Here is a 16,560-nt window from a genome sequence, read left to right as displayed (position 1 = left end):
TAGATTATAATTATGTATAAATATAATGAAAAAGGGTCGAGGATAGTGAACGAACAAAGAGAAGCGTTGATTTTAGATTTATCAGTATCATTTCGAAAGATGATACGTTTATTACAAACCGATATTAATACACGTTTTTCAGAGCATATGCCATATAATGAATTCTCTGTATTACGTGCATTATTTTTGAAGAGTCCACAAATGGCTTCGCAAATTGCGAATGAGGTAAATGTAACATCCAGCCATATTACAGCGGTAACAGATCGTCTTGTGCGAAAAGGATTTGTAATGAGAAAACGTTCGAATTCAGATCGTCGTATTGTATATTTAGAGATTACAGAACATGGACGAGAAGTAACGGAAGAACTCGAAGCGATACGTAAAGAATACTATAGAGATAAATTTAAAGATTGGAGCGACCAAGAAATAGAGATGGTATTAGAACTATTTGATCGCATATTATAATCAATTGAGGATAGGGAGCAGAAGCTTTCCTATTCTTTTTTTGAATAAAAATATTTTGAAATTCCGATACTTTAATTAAAAAGTATCGGAGGAAAAATGATGAAGCAAATGATGTCGTTTGCCATTGTGATCGGAAGTTTTTTCTGCTTTCCCCCATTGTTGTATGCGGATACTCCTCTTCAAGTTATGCAAAAAGGAACAAAGTACATCGCAGATGATAATCCGGTGTTATATTCAAAATTATGGGTTCGCTCTATGCAAAATGCGGTATTATTTCATCATAGCGACAATATTCGTCATCAAGACACACTGCACAATGTAACAAGTTCAAGTCTAGTGAAAGCAAAGAAATTATCATTTCAGAAAGCAGCAGCATATATCCCAAGATTATCTCAATATGTTTCAAAGGTTGGAAAGGAAAATATTGCGGTATACTATATCGCCGTACGTTACAAGGTGAAAAAAGAAAATCCATATCAATTAAATGGCATGAATTATTTCCTACAAGTTTTTGTCAAAGAGCAAGGGAAATGGAAAATTGCTGAAAGTGTAGTCGCGCCAACAGAGCAAATCATACGTAATGGTGATGGATTTAGGATGAAAGAGGAAAAAGAGTATGGGAATCGGAGGGAGAATGTGAAATAGACTCTTAATATATATTGAAAAAGGCATTGTACGCAAACAATGCCTTTTTATTTCGTGCATATAAGAATTAAATAATTTATAACATATTTTTTGTCATGATATCATTTTTTCAGCAACTGCTATTTAATAAATAATTTTTTATTTTACGTATAAAGAAAGTTTATGTTTTAACAGTCGATGTAACATAACATATGCTAATAGACCAGATCCTATAAAATACATATAGTAAGACGGTGGAGATTCACTGCCAAAAGCATCAGCACCAAGAAGCGCAAAACAAAGAGAAGTACAGATTAAGAAATATTTATGAAGCTTTGGATATAGGAGTATTTTTCCGTTATGTTCGTTTGGAGCACGTCTATATAAATAAACACCTAATGGAAGACAAATAAGTATATAGATAGCAGGGCTTAAAAGTGTCCAAACGGGCGGGATTTGATGATAAGTAGGTCCCGTTTGTCTGTTTCCGAATCCATCTTCAAAAGAATCTCTCTGTGAATCATAGTCGTATTCAATATGAAAATATTCTAGAGGAGCTATTATACTCGTATTTTTTGTATACGTTGCATATTTAGCATAAATATCATTAAATTCCTTTGGTGATAAATTTACATGTAATGCAAAGAAAGGAAACACTAACTGAAAGATACATAAAGGAAAAATAATCATAATACAACTTAAAACACTCTGTGAAATCACATTTCCTGTAATCGTCCCAATAAAGAGCGTAAACGTATAAATTGCAATTAGCGTCATAATTACATAAGAAAAGTATACATGAAATGGTGAAAAGGATTGATAGTGAGCATGTATCGTGTTCTTGTATATAATATACATAAGAAGCCAACTAAAGATTAGCGCACCTACAATATGCACAATACCTAGCAACCATTTTGATAAAAATAAGTGTGAGCGCTTAAAGGGCATAGACCAAAGGAAATCAATTGTTTGATTGTTTCGTTCCCAGCCTATTAAGAGAATGGCTAATCCTATTAATAGAAGCGCCGGAAACAGTATAGGCTCAGCTCCATGTAAAGAATACATATAATAAGGATCAGATTTTTTTAAATGTAAATATTTGGCTATCTGTTCTGCACGTATATAATATTTATAAGGAAATATGTATAAAGTACTGAGCCAAAATAGCCAGATTACATATTTTCCTTGTTTGTAATTTCGTATCCATAATGCTTTTTGAAACATATATTTCACCTCAATTCATCTTTATCACACTATGTTAAGATAGTAAGACAGGGATACAAGGAAGAAGCATTGATGCTTGTACTCGTCCGATTGGTGAGGGCTGTTAATCAGTAAAGATGAAGAAAAAATTCACTGATTAAATTTTTACTTTATTTTCCATTGAGGGAAAACTTCCATTTTAATAGACGAGTAAAAAGAACATAGCTTATAATAGCAGCTAGGAGAAAACCAATATAATAGGAAAGAAGTGCATCTCGCCCTCCTAATATTCTGCCCCCAAGCAGTCCAAAACATAGAACGGTACAAAGGACGAACCATTTTTGTAAGTTAGGAAATAATAGTATTTTTCCATTTTGTTCGTTCGGCGAGTACGTATATAGAACAACTGCCATTGATAAAAAGATAATCATGTATGCAAGTGGTGTTAATAATGTCCAAAGAGAAGGTATGGAAATATATTCTATAGGATTGTTCTGTTGTACACTAGAAACTTTATTTCCTTCGTCATCAAATATTTCAATCGGATGGTAATCATAATTAATAGAAAAAGGCTCTAATGGAGAAACGATACTCATATGTCGTAAATATGTGTGAGTCTGAGATTCGATTTCTCCTAATGCTTCTACTGCTCCTTGTGTATGTGTGTAAATAAATCCAGAAATCAATAAACTTAAACCATAAGGTAAAAATAATAAAATGGCAGTTAAACTACTTTGAGCAAAAATATTTCCAGTAATGGTTCCGATAAATAGAGTGAACGTATAAATAGCAATGAGTACAACTGTAGCATATAAAAAATAACTATGAAACGGAGTGAAAGTTTGATATTCGTTATGAAACGATAGATGTTTGATTCCATACATAGCTAGCCAACAAATAATATGTACGATAATAATATGCAAAACGCCAAACAACCATTTTGTTAAAAAGATATTTTTTCGCTTAAAAGGCATGGAGAATAGAAAATCAGTGGATTGATTGTTTCGTTCCCATCCAATTAATAGACATGCCAGTATACTGATAATGATTCCTTGTTTAAAGAGGGTATCAAAAGTGTCAAAATAGTAAGAGTAATAATAAATATGGTCATTGATTTTTGCTTTTGAAAGGCGGAATTCTAGTTGTGCTGCCTTATAATATCCGTATGGTAGCAGATACAAACTACTTAACCAAAACAATAGAACAACATATTTCCCTTGCTTCCAATTTCGCATCCATAAAGCTTTATGAAACATAAACATCCTCCTCAAATGTCGTAACAAATATATCTTCAAGCGACATGGCCAATTCTTCAATAAGAAGTGGCTGCTCTTTATAAAATTTCTCAAGAGTTGCAGCTACGTTTCCCTCTATTAAAATGGTATATACCTTTCCGGTTTGATTTAATATTTTAATATTGCTTAAGTTTTCTAGTTTTTGAGGAAGGGATCGCTCATAAGCAACTTGGATTTTCGCATATCGTGCTTTTGCATCATCTAATGCGGTAATCGAAGAAATGGTATGATTTTTTAAGATGATAATTGTATCAGCAATTTTTTCAACTTCATCTAAATGGTGAGTAGAAATCAAAATCGTCATTTCTTTCTCTGCCACTTCTTCAACAAGAAATTGTAAAATTTGTTTTTTTACAATAGGATCCAGTCCATTTGTTGGTTCATCTAAAATGATATAGTCAACTTTTGAAGCAAAAGCTAAAATGATAGCTAGTAAAGCTTTCATTCCTTTTGAATAACTGCGAATCCGTTTGTTTGGCAAGTGAAAGCGCTCTAATAGTTCGTAGAAATATTGTTCATCAAATGCTTTATAGACTGCTTTGTAAAACTTCACAATTTCTTTTACTGTATATCCGTTTAAAATATTCGTTGAATCAGGTACATAGGCCACTTTTTGTTTGATTTCTGGTTGTTTATGAACATCTACTTTTTCATATGTAACGGTTCCTTCGTCAGGGTTTAAAATTCCAACTAACATTCGAAGTAAAGTTGTTTTCCCTACTCCGTTTCGGCCGAGTAATCCAACGATACTTCCTTTTGATAAAGTAAAAGATATATTCTCTAAAATAACTTGATTATCAATTGTTTTTTTCACATTTTTCACTGTTAACATTTGTATTTCCTCCTAACTCCTTATAATAAGCATCAATCCAATCATGAATTTTTTCTTTCGTAATCCCAAGGTAAGAAGCCTCTAATAATAATTGTTGGAATTGCTTTTCAACCATAGTGAGTTTCCTTTCGTCTAATGTTGGTGTAATCGATTGGGAGACAAATGTTCCTTTTCCACGTAATGTTTCAATAATTCCTTGTCGCTCTAAGTCTTGGTATGCTTTACTCACTGTATTTGGGTTCACAATAAGTAAAGAAGCGAGTTCGCGTACAGAAGGGAGTTTCTCGTTTGGAGATAATATGTTTTTTAATATGAGTTCTTTTATATTTTGAACAATTTGTTCCCATATCGGAGTGCTGCTTCTTGGATCAAGTTGAATATGCAAGAGCAATGTCTCCTTCCTGATGAGTGTCTAGTGTACTAGTTTGTGTAGTACACTTAATACAATATATACAATAAAATAATTTGTCAACAGAAAATGATAGAAAAATATGGTATGAAACATATGTAAACTGGAAAAAATAGGCTTGATATAGAATGGAGGGTTAGTCATGAAGCGAGTTTTTGGAATACTTGTTTGTTGTATGTTATTGCTTTCTCATACTTCAGTTAGTTTTGCAAAATCGGAGAAAGCAATAGAAGAAACAAAGCCGAAGTTAGCAGAGCAAGCCTCGTCAGCGATCGTAATTGAGCAAGATACAGGTAAAGTTTTATTTGAAAAGAACCCAAATGAAAAATTACCACCTGCTAGTATGACAAAGATTATGACAATGTTACTTATTATGGAACAAGTAGAAAAAGGAAAATTAAAGCTAGAAGATAAAGTAAGAACGAGTGAGCATGCGGCTTCAATGGGAGGATCGCAAATTTTTCTTGAACCTGGTGAAGAAATGACAGTAAATGAGATGCTAAAAGGTATTGCAATTGCATCAGGAAATGATGCTTCTGTTGCAGTTGCTGAGCATATTGCTGGGTCAGAAGAAGGATTTGTCAACATGATGAATAAAAGAGCGAAGGAACTAGGTTTAAAAAATACACATTTTCAAAATCCAACAGGCCTTCCTGCAAAGAATCATTATTCGACAGCAATTGATATGGCAATTATAGCGAAAGAATTAATGAAATATCCGCTTATTCGTAAATATACCGGAAAGTATGAGGATTATTTACGTGAAAACACGGATAAAAAGTTTTGGCTTGTTAATACAAATAAATTAGTTCGTTTTTACCCAGGAGTAGATGGAGTGAAAACTGGATTTACGACAGAAGCGAAGTATTGTTTAACAGCATCGGCAGAAAAAAATGGCATGCGTGTTATTTCTGTTGTAATGGGAGCACCTACATCGAAAGAGAGAAATAGTCAAGTGACAAAGCTTCTTGATTATGCTTTTGGACAATATACAACGAAGAAGTTATATAAGCGCGGGGAAAAGATTCAGACCGTACAAGTAGGAAAAGGAAAAAAAGAAAAAGTGGATTTAGTTGCAGCTGATAATGTTTCCCTTCTGATGAAAAAGGGCGAAGATATGGACAAGATCAAGAAAGAAATTATTGCTGAAAAGAAAGTGAAAGCGCCGATTAAAAAAGGGGATGCACTTGGTACGCTTGTAATTACAAAAGATAGAGAAGTGTTATTAAAACAGACCATTGTGGCAAAAGAAGATGTCGACGCAGCAAGTTGGTGGGAACTTTTTAAAAGAAGTTTTGGGATATTTTCAACATCAAAATAGTAGTCAATCTTTTGTGTGATTCGATCAGAATAGAGGAAATACGTAGAATAATGGCACAAAATCTACACATTATGGCGAAATAGTACTTCTTTTGTCATGAGGAAGGATTCTTATTTCTATTCACGAAAATCTTATGTAAATGAGTAAAGTTTGAGCATAAGGAGGAAATTGTGTGAGTCTTTCCGTGCATTTAGAAGTAAAGCGTGACGTTTTATGTGTTAGATTAGCAGGCGAGTTAGACCATCATACTGCTGAAGAGTTGCGAGCGAGAGTAACCGATAAGATTGAAACACATAACGTCCATCATATTGTATTGAACTTAGAAGAATTATCATTTATGGATAGTTCTGGATTGGGCGTTATATTAGGGAGATATAAACATGTAAAAAGTTTAGGAGGGGAAATGGTTGTTTGTGCAATTTCACCTTCTGTCAAACGTTTATTTGAAATGTCAGGTTTATTTAAAATCGTTCGTTTAGAAGAAAGTGAAGCGCATGCGCTTGCGACATTGGGGGTGGCGTAGATGAGAAATGAAATGAACCTTCAATTTTCAGCATTAAGTCAAAATGAGTCGTTTGCTCGCGTTACAGTGGCTGCTTTTATTGCACAACTAGATCCAACAATGGAAGAATTAACAGAAATTAAAACAGTCGTATCTGAGGCGGTCACAAATGCCATTATCCATGGATATGAAGGGAATCCAGAAGGGATTGTTTACATTTCTGTTATTTTGGAAGAAGCCATGGTGAAACTTACGATTCGAGATGAAGGGGTTGGTATTTTTAATCTCGATGAAGCGCGGCAGCCCCTTTTTACAACGAAACCTGAATTAGAGCGTTCCGGAATGGGATTTACTATCATGGAAAATTTTATGGATGAAGTAGAAATTATTTCAAACGAATCTTTCGGGACAACAATCCATTTGACAAAATATTTATCAAATAGTAACGCTCTATGCAATTAAGGAGAATTGCCTATGGACATAGAGGTCAGAAATGAGAAGAAGAAGCCTCAGTTAAAGGACCACGAGTTAAAAGCGTTAATTCAAAAAAGTCAAGATGGAGATCAAGGGGCGAGAGATACGATTGTTCAAAGTAATATGCGCCTTGTATGGTCAGTTGTACAACGTTTTCTCAATCGAGGATATGAACCCGACGACTTATTTCAAATTGGCTGTATTGGCCTCTTGAAATCAGTAGACAAATTTGATTTATCTTTTGATGTGAAGTTTTCAACTTACGCAGTTCCAATGATTATTGGTGAAATTCAACGTTTTTTACGTGATGACGGTTCAGTAAAAGTGAGCCGATCGTTAAAAGAAACGGGTAATAAGATTCGAAAGATGAAAGATGAGCTTTCGAAAGAATACGGAAGGGCACCAACCATTAATGAAGTTGCAGAGGCGCTTGAACTAACACCGGAAGAAGTTGTTCTGGCGCAAGAGGCAAGTCGTACGCCATCTTCTATACATGAAACTGTATATGAAAATGATGGTGATCCAATCACGATTTTGGATCAAATTGCGGATCAAGCGGAAACGAAATGGTTTGATAAGATTGCTTTAAAAGAAGCAATAAGAGAACTAGATGAGCGAGAACGCTTAATTGTATATTTGCGCTATTATAAAGATCAAACTCAATCGGAAGTAGCAGAGAGAATTGGAATTTCACAAGTGCAAGTTTCGAGGTTGGAAAAGAAAATATTGAAGCAGATGAAAGATCGGATAGATGAGTAGGTATCTATCCGATTTTTTTCTGTTATTTCAAGGTAGTGAGACTCCCGCATTAAGCTCATGTAGAGGGAAAGGAACGAGTTAAATAAATCGGATTTATAAAAAGTTTACAGAATTTATTGATAATTTAGTAAATTTAAAATATAATCCTAGTATAAACTTGTCATAAAGGGGGAAGAAAAACATGGAATCAAGGCAACAATGGGGCTCAAGAGCGGGTTTTATATTTGCGGCAATTGGTTCAGCTGTTGGATTAGGGAATATATGGCGCTTTCCATATACAGCTTATGAAAATGGAGGAGGAGCCTTTTTTTTACCGTACTTATTTGCATTATTAACAACAGGTATTTCATTGTTGGCTTTTGAATTTGCCCTTGGTCATCGGCATCGTGGGTCATCACCACTTACGTTTTTTCGCATTCATCCGCGTGCAGAGTTTATCGGTTGGTGGCAGATGGTGGTTACTTTTATTGTTTCAACCTATTATGCTGTTATTATTGCATGGTCGCTTTCCTATACATATTTCTCTATAAGTGGAGCGTGGGGAAAGGATACGGAAGCTTTTTTGTTTAAGGAATATTTGCATGTTGCTGATAAACCAGGTCAATTTGGCGGTCTTGTTCCCGAAGTGTTAGTTCCATTGGCACTCGTTTGGATTATCGTACTCGGTGTAGCGTTTAAAGGCGTTAAGAAAGGAATTGAAGTTGTCAATCGGATTTTCATTCCTTTACTTGTATGTATGTTTTTAATTATTGTTGTTCGTGCTGTGACGATGGAAGGGGCCATGCAAGGGCTTGATGCTTTTTTTAAGCCAGATTGGAACCGGATTTTGGATGGGAAAGTATGGCTTGCTGCATATGGACAAATCTTCTTTAGTTTATCGCTAGCGTTTGGAATTATGATCACATACTCTAGTTATTTGCCGAAAAATTCTGATACAACAAATAATGCTTTTATAACGGGATTTGCAAATTCAGGGTTTGAATTGTTAGCAGGTATTGGTGTATTTGCTGCCCTTGGTTTTATGGCAAACAATATGGGGGTATCGATTGATAAGGTAGCTAGTGCTGGTGTAGGGCTTGCATTTGTTGTATTTCCACAAATTATTAATCAATTGCCGATGTCACCATTTTTTGGTGTGCTATTTTTTCTTTCTTTAACGGTAGCTGGTATTACGTCGCTTATTTCACTAGCGGAAGTATGTTTTGCAGCTGTATCTGAAAAATTTAATTTAAGCCGGAAAAAAACAATTGGAATTATGGGTGCGCTTCTCGTATTGGTTTCGCTTGTATTTGCAACGCGTGGTGGGCTCATGTTCTTGGATCTTGTAGATTACTTTGCAAATAACTTTGGATTAATTTTAATTGCTTTAGCAGAAGTTACGACAGTGGGACTAATTCTGCGTCGCTTACCGGTGTATCAAAATCATGCCAATTTTGTATCAGATATTAAGTTAGGTGCATTTTGGAAGGTAAGTTTGCTTGTTATTACACCACTTATGTTAGGATACATGCTCATAGATGGCACGATACAAAATATTCAAAAGAACTACGGAGATTATCCGACGCAGTTTGTTGTGACATATGGATGGTCTTTGGCGGCGGCATTTATTATTGTAGCATTCATGATTAGCATTAAAAAATGGAGTGCGCAAATACATTTAGATTCTGCCAAGCTTGAAAAAGAATGGAAAGATCGGGGTGTTTCGTGATGAGTGCATCAGCAATCATGATGATGGTGATTGGAATTGTAGTGATTTGGGGCGGATTAGCATTAAGTATCGCAAACCTTTTTAAGAACAAGAAGGTGTGAGCAAAAACATCTGTACCGTTTTGGTACAGATGTTTTTTTCTGAAAAAAATTGTATTAGAAAATTTTTCAGAAACCATACTACAACTACGAGGATAGTAAAGAGGTGAATCGAGGTGGAACAAACAGTTTATCTCAAAATGCGAAATCGCCTGCAAGTGTCTCCTTCGTATGAATTGAAGATACATGATATTGCTCAAATTGTTGGGGACCCTAATGTAATAAGCAAGATAGGAAATGAGATTGTCTATAAAATAACAACTCGTGATAAAACACATGTTGTTATTGATGCGATGAAGGTAATCGATATTATCCAGAAAAAATTAGAGCAAGTACAGATTAATTTACTTGGTCCTGGACAAACACTTGTTGAAATTGTATATGGAAAAAAGAAGGTGAATCCTATTTTTTTCGGGCTTGTTTGGATTTTGCTATTTGTAGGAGCGGCGCTTGCAATTATTTATTTTCATGAAGATGTTAGCATGCAGCAAGTGCATAGCCGCTTATATTACATGGTTACGGGAGAGAGAAATAACCAACCGCTTTTATTTCAAATTCCATATTCGATAGGGCTTGGATTAGGGATGATTTTATTTTTCAATCATGTATTTCAAAAGAGAATTAATGAAGAACCAAGTCCATTAGAAGTTGAAATGTTCCAGTATCAACAGTCTCTCGATCAATATGTTGTAGTTCATGAAAATCAAGAAAGTAAAAAAGAAATTTCAGATGATTGAATATGCTTTCGTAATTATGATAGGGCTGGCTGGTGGCCTTGCAGTTGGTGGGGGGTATGTGGCATTTTTAGCAGTGCTTGGTGTAATTCCACGTTTAGTGCAATTAACAAAAAGTTGGAAGTATATTCAAGTTTTTGAATGGGCGGTTATTGGTGGAACGTTAGTAGGTGCTTGGTGCAGTTTAAGGAATATTACATTTCAAATATCTCAGTATTGGCTTATTGTATTAGGGATATTTTGCGGAACTTTTATCGGGATGTTGGCAGCGGCATTAACAGAAGTATTAAATGTTTTGCCTATACTGGCTAAGCGAATCAGAATAGATGAAAAAATCGTACTGTTACTTATAGCGTTAGTACTCGGAAAAGTAGTCGGATCATTGTTTCATTGGATTTATTTTGTGAAGTAGGAGGTGAGAGAAAGTGAAAAAGTTGAAAAACGATTACAAAAATAAAGTGAAAGATTATCATCCGAAGCCGAACTATATGATGAATTGCGTAAAGGCATTTCTTGTAGGAGGAGTCATTTGTACAGTAGGGGAAGTCTTGATGAAAATGTATATACATTATTTTCACTTGAGTGAACAGAATGCTGGGAATATAACCATTGTAATATTAGTGTTATTATCTTCCATTTTAACTGGTTTTGGAATATACGACAAAATAGGGCAATTTAGCGGTGCGGGATCTTTAGTTCCTGTAACAGGGTTTGCAAATTCTATGGTTAGTGCTGCAATGGAACATCGCAGTGAGGGAGTTGTCCTTGGTATTGCTACCAATATGTTTCGATTAGCAGGAAGTGTAATTGTTTTTGGCGTTGTAGGAGCTTATATTGTTGGCTTGATTCGGTACTCACTTAAAGTTTGGATATCTTAAAGGAGGATAGAAATGAGATTGACAGGGAAACAAACATGGGTATTCCAAAATCAAATATTTGTGAATGCAACAGGTACAGCTGTCGGTCCTAAAGAAGCTAAGGGTCCTCTTGGAAAATATTTTGATGTTTCATATGACGACTTACATTGCGGGGAACAAAATTGGGAACTTGCTGAAAGAAAATTGATGAAGAATTCTATTGAGAAAGTGGTGCAAAAAGGAAATATAATGAATTCTCAAATCGATTTTTTTTTAGCGGGGGATTTATTAAATCAAATGGTGACAGCTAATTATGTCGCTCGTGATATGGGAATTCCTTTTTTGGGAATGTTTAGTGCATGTGCAACATCGATGGAAACGTTAGCGATTGGATCAGCCTTTATTGATGGGGGATTTGCAAAGCGTATACTTGCGACGGTTAGTAGTCATAACGCTACTGCTGAAAGGCAATTCCGCTATCCGACAGAGTATGGTGGACAACGGCCGAGTACAGCGACTTCAACTGTTACCGGTGCTGGCTCCATTATGATTAGTACCGAAGAGAGCGACATTAAAATAACAGCTGCAACGATTGGAAGAGTACAAGATTTAGGGATAGCAAATCCTTTTGATATGGGATCCGCTATGGCCCCGGCAGCGGTTGATACCATTCAACAACATTTTGAGGATTTAGGAAGAAGTGCTGCGGACTATGATTTAATTGTCACAGGTGATTTATCGGGTGTAGGAGCACCGATTGCAAAACAAATGTTATTAGAAGAAGGTTATGATTTAGGAAATATATATAATGATTGCGGATTAATGATTTATGATGCAAAACAAGAAGAAGTCTTTGCAGGTGGGAGTGGATGTGCTTGTTCGGCAGTTGTGACTTATGGATATTTATTGGAAGAAATGAAAAAAGGAAATTTGCAACGGATTTTTGTTATTGCAACAGGAGCTTTACTCAATCCAATGATGATTCAACAAAAAGAAACAATTCCAGCGATTGCACATGGAGTAGTATTTGAAAGAGTAAAAGGGGGGTGAATGGTGGACTTTATATATGCATTTCTTGTTGGCGGGGTTATTTGTGTAGTAGGTCAGCTTTTATTGGATTTTGCAAAGCTAACATCTGCACATGTAATGGCAACTTTTGTAGTGGCAGGAGCTGTTTTAGACAGTTTTGATCTTTACGATAAATTGATAAAGTTTGCAGGAGCTGGAGCAATCGTTCCGATTACAAGTTTTGGCCATTCTTTATTACATGGAGCAATGGAAACTGCTGAAACATATGGCTATCTAGGAATAGGAATTGGGATGTTTCGCTTAATATCTGCAGGAATTTCAGCGGCAATATTGTTTTCTTTTTTAACTGCACTTATATGTAAACCGAAAGGATAAATCAAATGAGAAGAAGGGTTATTTTGGTAACAGATGGAGATGAATATGCAAAGCGAGCAATTGAGATGTTAGCGAAGGAATTTGGCGGAAGGTGCATTTCGGCATCGCAAAGTAATCCAACGAGCTTGACGGGAAAAAAGATTGTTGAGCTAATTATGCAAACGCCATATGACCCTGTATTCGTCATGTTTGATGATAGTGGATTTATTGGAGAAGGTTCGGGGGAGAAGGCGTTAAAATATGTGGCGACTCATAAACAAATTGACGTTCTTGGAATTTTAGCTGTGGCATCCAATACCCATAATTGGGAATGGGCGCGTGTAGATGTCAGCATAGATCGAGAGGGAAGATTGACGGAGTATGGCGTTGATAAATTTGGTCTTCCTGATGGAGAGATTGGCAGGATTAGCGGCGATACAATTTATTGCTTAGATGAATTGAATGTTCCGGTCATTATTGGAATTGGAGATATCGGAAAAATGTGTGGAAATGATGAATGGAAGCGAGGTGCTCCCATTACGAAAAAGGCAATTCAATTCATTTTAGAAAGGAGTGGTTTTTATGACGAAAGAGAAGGCAATTAAAATCCCAATTTCTTCGTTCATAAGTGATAATGAAAATTATTTAAAACAAACAGCTGGATTAGGCGTAACATTCGATGTTGGAATTCGTAAATTTCATATTCTCGATAAAGAAATTGGAGTATTATTTGTAAATGGATTGTGTGATACAAACTACATTATCCCTATTCTAGAAGAAGCAGTAGATACAAATGAAATAAGAAATGCAGATGAAAATACTGTTACACTTTTAGAAAATCGCCTGATTCATCAACAAGTAAGTAAGGTCAAGACGATGGATGAGGTAATGGTTCAAGTATTATCCGGCCTTGTTGTTATTTTTGTAGAAGGTGAAACAGAGGCTTTTGTAATAGATGTTCGCAGTTATCCAGGACGAACTCCGACAGAACCGGATACGGAAAAGGTGGTGCGCGGGGCTAGGGATGGATTTGTTGAAAATATTGTTGTGAATACAGCATTAATTCGTAGGAGAATTCGTGATCCACGCCTTAGAAATGAAATTATTCGCGTAGGAGATAGGTCGCAAACAGATATTTGTATTACATATGTTCAAGATGTTGCTAATCCAGATTTAGTAAAAATTATAAAACAAGAGTTAAGCAATATTGAAGTAGATGGTATTACAATGGCAGACAAAACAATTGAAGAATTTGTGGTCAAACAAAGCTATAATCCCTTTCCGCTTATTCGATATACAGAAAGACCGGACGTAGCAGCCAATCATTTGTTGGAAGGTCATGTATTAGTGATTACGGATACATCGCCAAGTGTTATGATTACACCTACAACATACCTTCATCATTTACAACATGCGGAAGAATTTAGGCAAAATCCAGCAGTAGGTACATTTTTACGCTGGGTACGATTCTTAGGTGTGCTATTTTCTTTATTTTTATTACCATTTTGGTTAGTATTTGTATTTGATCCAACATTGTTACCAGAGAAACTTGCGTTCATTGGGCCGAACAAAATGACACATTTACCTATTTTATTACAAGTGTTATTGGCAGAGATTGGGCTTGAATTTTTAAGAATGGCAGCCATTCATACTCCGACCCCGTTATCATCTGCTGCCGGCTTAATTTCAGCAATTTTAATTGGGCAAATCGCAATTGATGTTGGATTATTTGTTCCAGAGGTTATTTTATATGTAGCAATCTCAATGATTGGCTCATATGCGACACCGAGTTATGAATTAGGGCTTGGCAATAAAATTGGAAAGTTATTTGTCATCATTTTAACGGGCTTATTTCATGAAATGGGGTTTGTCATTGGGATGACAATATTAATTTTATTTTTAACATCTATAAAAAGTTTACAAACACCATATTTATGGCCATTTTTACCATTTGATTGGGGAGCATTAACCAAAATTTTACTTCGACCAACGATGTCAAGTTTAAAAGTGCGTCCAAGTATAGTCCGACCACAAAATATACGCAGGCAAAAATAAGCAGAGAATTCTCTGCTTATTTTTCATGATAAATTTATTGTTTTTTAACAAAAAGCCAACATTTTTTTCGTACACTTAGAGTAGATATTGTGTATGAAAGGGGAAGAGGCATGATTAAATTATTTGTAAGTGATTTAGATGATACACTCGTTTATAATGTGAGCCATATGCACGAAGCGGATAAAAAAGCGATTCAGTGGTTAGCGGATAAAGGAACAAATATTTGTTTTGCCTCAGGTCGTTTTACACATCGAATTCACGAGGTAGTAGGTAGCTTTGAATTTCCATATTACATAACCGGTCTCAATGGTGCTATCATGTTGTTACCAGATGGACAAATATTTCATGAATCAAAATTTGATAATAAAGTTGTCCAGGAAATATATCAATATATTCATGAAAAACAACTAGCTGATATTGTCTGTGCAAAAGAGAACAGATATACAAAAAAGAAAAATGAACATCATCACAATTTTGAGAAGGATATGGGAGTCCAGATTACTGAAATTGAGACGCTTGAGGATGAATTTGGTAAAACAGTTTATCCAGCAAAATTATTTATATATGGAGAAGAAAAAAAGATTGAAAGGTTAGACCGAGAGCTGAGAGAGAAATTTCATAAGGTTGCTGAAGTTGTGATTTCTGGAAAGTGTTATGTTGATATTATGCCGACAGGAGTCAGTAAAGGGAATGCTTTGAAACGTTTAATCAACCATTTAGGGATTGAAGAGAATGAAGTTGCTTGTATCGGAGACTCCTTTAACGATATTTCGATGTTCGCCGTAACGCCACATTCATTCACACTTCATCATGCCCATCCGTATGTGAAAGAGAAAGCGAGTTATATTGTACGTTCAGTAGAAGAAGCTATTATGAAATTACCATTGCTTGCATAAGAGAAGAAGCTCGTCATTTGACGAGCTTCTTCTTATTTAAATAATGATTTTATAAAATCGATGATACTAGAGAAAAAGTCTTTTACTTTATCTAGAAAGCTTTGTCCTTCTTCAGATCCTAAGAAAGCTGATACATGATCTTTTGCTTTATTTAATTGGCTACCAACTTGATTCCAATCAATATTTAAGTTTTTCATTTTATCAAATAATGAAACTAAACTATCTAATTGTTCATCAGTTAGTGTAATACCAAGTTGATCAGCAATTTTTTTAATTAATGAACGTAAGTCTTCGGTTGTCTTTGGCTGTTCTTTTGCAATTTCTTCTTTTACTTTTGCAACAAGTTGAACTGCTTTGTCATCGCCGATTTTGTCACCAAGTTTTGCTGTTTGTACCATTTCTTCATTTGCTACCTTTTTCACTTCTTCTGGAATTTCTTTTTTTGAAGTTGTTTCGTAAGCTTTCATCAGCCCTGTCAATGCAGCAGTTCCTGATACTTTAAATGGTGCAGTAATTTGAATTTCGGCATCTTTTACACCTGCTGTGATCAGTGCATTTGTATACATTGCATCTGTTACCCAATTAATGTTTTTTGCACGTACAATGATACCTGATCCTGGCTTTGTATACGTAATCATGGAAGAGGAAATGGCCCGTGTACCAATTTGGGCTTTTGGAACAATTCCCTCTAGAAATTTATGTTCTTCCGCATTAGATACAGTAATAATTTGTGCATCTTTTGGTGCTTTCATTTCTTTTAAAAGATCTTGTTTTTGTTGTTCAGATAAATTTTCTCCTAATGTAACGATAGATTCTCCCTCAATTACATCTGCAAATGAAGCTGTTGGAATCATAAAGACCATAACAGCTAATAGCAGAGCTACTAATTTCGTTTTCACGAACAATCGCTCCCTTTCTTTTTCTGAAATTTACGGGCAACACAGT

General features: G+C 35.3%; 21 protein-coding genes. 16 read left to right on the top strand and 5 right to left on the bottom strand.

Translation table 11 applies throughout. The features are described 5' to 3' along the window. Positions 1-45: 45 nt before the first annotated feature. Positions 46-465: a MarR family winged helix-turn-helix transcriptional regulator gene (locus MR056_RS01375; RefSeq protein WP_012095239.1), complete on the top strand. Its 420-nt coding sequence runs from the start codon at positions 46-48 to the stop codon at positions 463-465. 99 nt (positions 466-564) lie between these two features. Continuing rightward, positions 565-1,110, top strand: a complete 546-nt coding sequence (locus tag MR056_RS01370; RefSeq protein WP_048721762.1) for a hypothetical protein — start codon at positions 565-567, stop codon at positions 1,108-1,110. A 138-nt stretch (positions 1,111-1,248) separates the two neighbouring features. Here MR056_RS01370 and MR056_RS01365 read toward each other — a convergent pair whose 3' ends face one another. From MR056_RS01365 to MR056_RS01350, 4 genes are all read right to left on the bottom strand, one after another. Continuing rightward, positions 1,249-2,313 (bottom strand): ABC transporter permease subunit, encoded by a 1,065-nt coding sequence (locus tag MR056_RS01365; protein WP_087099065.1) that lies wholly within the window; start codon positions 2,311-2,313, stop codon positions 1,249-1,251. A 149-nt stretch (positions 2,314-2,462) separates the two neighbouring features. Continuing rightward, positions 2,463-3,548, bottom strand: a complete 1,086-nt coding sequence (locus MR056_RS01360) for an ABC-2 transporter permease (protein ID WP_087099063.1) — start codon at positions 3,546-3,548, stop codon at positions 2,463-2,465. Beyond that, complete coding sequence (locus MR056_RS01355; RefSeq protein WP_048721767.1) at positions 3,538-4,419, bottom strand: ABC transporter ATP-binding protein; 882 nt, start codon at positions 4,417-4,419, stop codon at positions 3,538-3,540. The genes MR056_RS01360 and MR056_RS01355 overlap by 11 nt, the downstream gene beginning before the upstream one ends. Next, positions 4,385-4,804 (bottom strand): GntR family transcriptional regulator, encoded by a 420-nt coding sequence (locus MR056_RS01350; protein ID WP_048721769.1) that lies wholly within the window; start codon positions 4,802-4,804, stop codon positions 4,385-4,387. The genes MR056_RS01355 and MR056_RS01350 overlap by 35 nt, the downstream gene beginning before the upstream one ends. 166 nt (positions 4,805-4,970) lie before the next feature. Between MR056_RS01350 and MR056_RS01345 the strand changes: the two genes are divergently transcribed. The 14 genes from MR056_RS01345 to MR056_RS01280 all read left to right on the top strand — a co-directional run bounded on the left by MR056_RS01345 (position 4,971) and on the right by MR056_RS01280 (position 15,615). Next, positions 4,971-6,149, top strand: coding sequence for a D-alanyl-D-alanine carboxypeptidase family protein (locus tag MR056_RS01345; protein ID WP_012095233.1), 1,179 nt, complete (start codon positions 4,971-4,973; stop codon positions 6,147-6,149). Between the two features lie 172 nt (positions 6,150-6,321). Further along, positions 6,322-6,672 carry an anti-sigma F factor antagonist gene (gene spoIIAA / locus MR056_RS01340; RefSeq protein WP_012095232.1) on the top strand — a complete coding sequence of 117 codons (351 nt, stop codon included), beginning with the start codon at positions 6,322-6,324 and terminating at the stop codon, positions 6,670-6,672. Further along, positions 6,673-7,113 (top strand): anti-sigma F factor, encoded by a 441-nt coding sequence (gene spoIIAB, locus MR056_RS01335; RefSeq protein WP_012095231.1) that lies wholly within the window; start codon positions 6,673-6,675, stop codon positions 7,111-7,113. A 12-nt stretch (positions 7,114-7,125) separates the two neighbouring features. Continuing rightward, a complete protein-coding gene (sigF, locus tag MR056_RS01330; RefSeq protein WP_048721771.1) occupies positions 7,126-7,884 on the top strand; it encodes an RNA polymerase sporulation sigma factor SigF in 759 nt (252 codons plus the stop codon). A 181-nt stretch (positions 7,885-8,065) separates the two neighbouring features. Next, a complete protein-coding gene (locus MR056_RS01325) occupies positions 8,066-9,592 on the top strand; it encodes a sodium-dependent transporter (protein ID WP_048721773.1) in 1,527 nt (508 codons plus the stop codon). Continuing rightward, the gene (locus tag MR056_RS01320) at positions 9,592-9,693 is read left to right on the top strand and encodes a methionine/alanine import family NSS transporter small subunit (protein WP_041809971.1); all 102 of its coding nucleotides are present in this window, start codon (positions 9,592-9,594) and stop codon (positions 9,691-9,693) included. The genes MR056_RS01325 and MR056_RS01320 overlap by 1 nt, the downstream gene beginning before the upstream one ends. A gap of 113 nt (positions 9,694-9,806) precedes the next feature. Then, positions 9,807-10,427, top strand: a complete 621-nt coding sequence (locus tag MR056_RS01315; RefSeq protein WP_012095228.1) for a stage V sporulation protein AA — start codon at positions 9,807-9,809, stop codon at positions 10,425-10,427. Further along, a complete protein-coding gene (locus tag MR056_RS01310) occupies positions 10,420-10,836 on the top strand; it encodes a stage V sporulation protein AB (protein WP_012095227.1) in 417 nt (138 codons plus the stop codon). Before MR056_RS01315 ends, MR056_RS01310 begins: the two co-directional genes overlap by 8 nt. 13 nt (positions 10,837-10,849) lie before the next feature. After that, the gene (gene spoVAC / locus MR056_RS01305; protein WP_048721775.1) at positions 10,850-11,302 is read left to right on the top strand and encodes a stage V sporulation protein AC; all 453 of its coding nucleotides are present in this window, start codon (positions 10,850-10,852) and stop codon (positions 11,300-11,302) included. 12 nt (positions 11,303-11,314) lie between these two features. Beyond that, positions 11,315-12,331: a stage V sporulation protein AD gene (spoVAD, locus tag MR056_RS01300; RefSeq protein WP_012095225.1), complete on the top strand. Its 1,017-nt coding sequence runs from the start codon at positions 11,315-11,317 to the stop codon at positions 12,329-12,331. A 3-nt stretch (positions 12,332-12,334) separates the two neighbouring features. Continuing rightward, on the top strand, positions 12,335-12,685 hold the full coding sequence (spoVAE, locus tag MR056_RS01295; RefSeq protein WP_041810525.1) for a stage V sporulation protein AE: 351 nt from the start codon (positions 12,335-12,337) through the stop codon (positions 12,683-12,685). A gap of 5 nt (positions 12,686-12,690) precedes the next feature. Further along, on the top strand, positions 12,691-13,269 hold the full coding sequence (gene spoVAEA / locus MR056_RS01290; RefSeq protein ID WP_012095223.1) for a stage V sporulation protein SpoVABEA: 579 nt from the start codon (positions 12,691-12,693) through the stop codon (positions 13,267-13,269). Beyond that, positions 13,247-14,719, top strand: coding sequence for a spore germination protein (locus MR056_RS01285; protein ID WP_048721777.1), 1,473 nt, complete (start codon positions 13,247-13,249; stop codon positions 14,717-14,719). The genes spoVAEA and MR056_RS01285 overlap by 23 nt, the downstream gene beginning before the upstream one ends. Positions 14,720-14,829: 110 nt before the next feature. Then, a complete protein-coding gene (locus tag MR056_RS01280) occupies positions 14,830-15,615 on the top strand; it encodes a Cof-type HAD-IIB family hydrolase (RefSeq protein WP_012095220.1) in 786 nt (261 codons plus the stop codon). 32 nt (positions 15,616-15,647) lie between these two features. Here MR056_RS01280 and MR056_RS01275 read toward each other — a convergent pair whose 3' ends face one another. Then, complete coding sequence (locus MR056_RS01275; RefSeq protein WP_012095219.1) at positions 15,648-16,514, bottom strand: DUF1002 domain-containing protein; 867 nt, start codon at positions 16,512-16,514, stop codon at positions 15,648-15,650. Positions 16,515-16,560: the final 46 nt, after the last annotated feature.

Origin of the sequence: Bacillus cereus group sp. BfR-BA-01360, from assembly GCF_022663595.1 — a bacterium.
In the GTDB taxonomy this organism is placed as follows: Bacteria; Bacillota; Bacilli; order Bacillales; family Bacillaceae_G; genus Bacillus_A; species Bacillus_A cytotoxicus.
The sequence above is the reverse complement of the archived record's forward strand: the minus strand, read 5'-3'. Positions and strand labels throughout refer to the sequence as shown.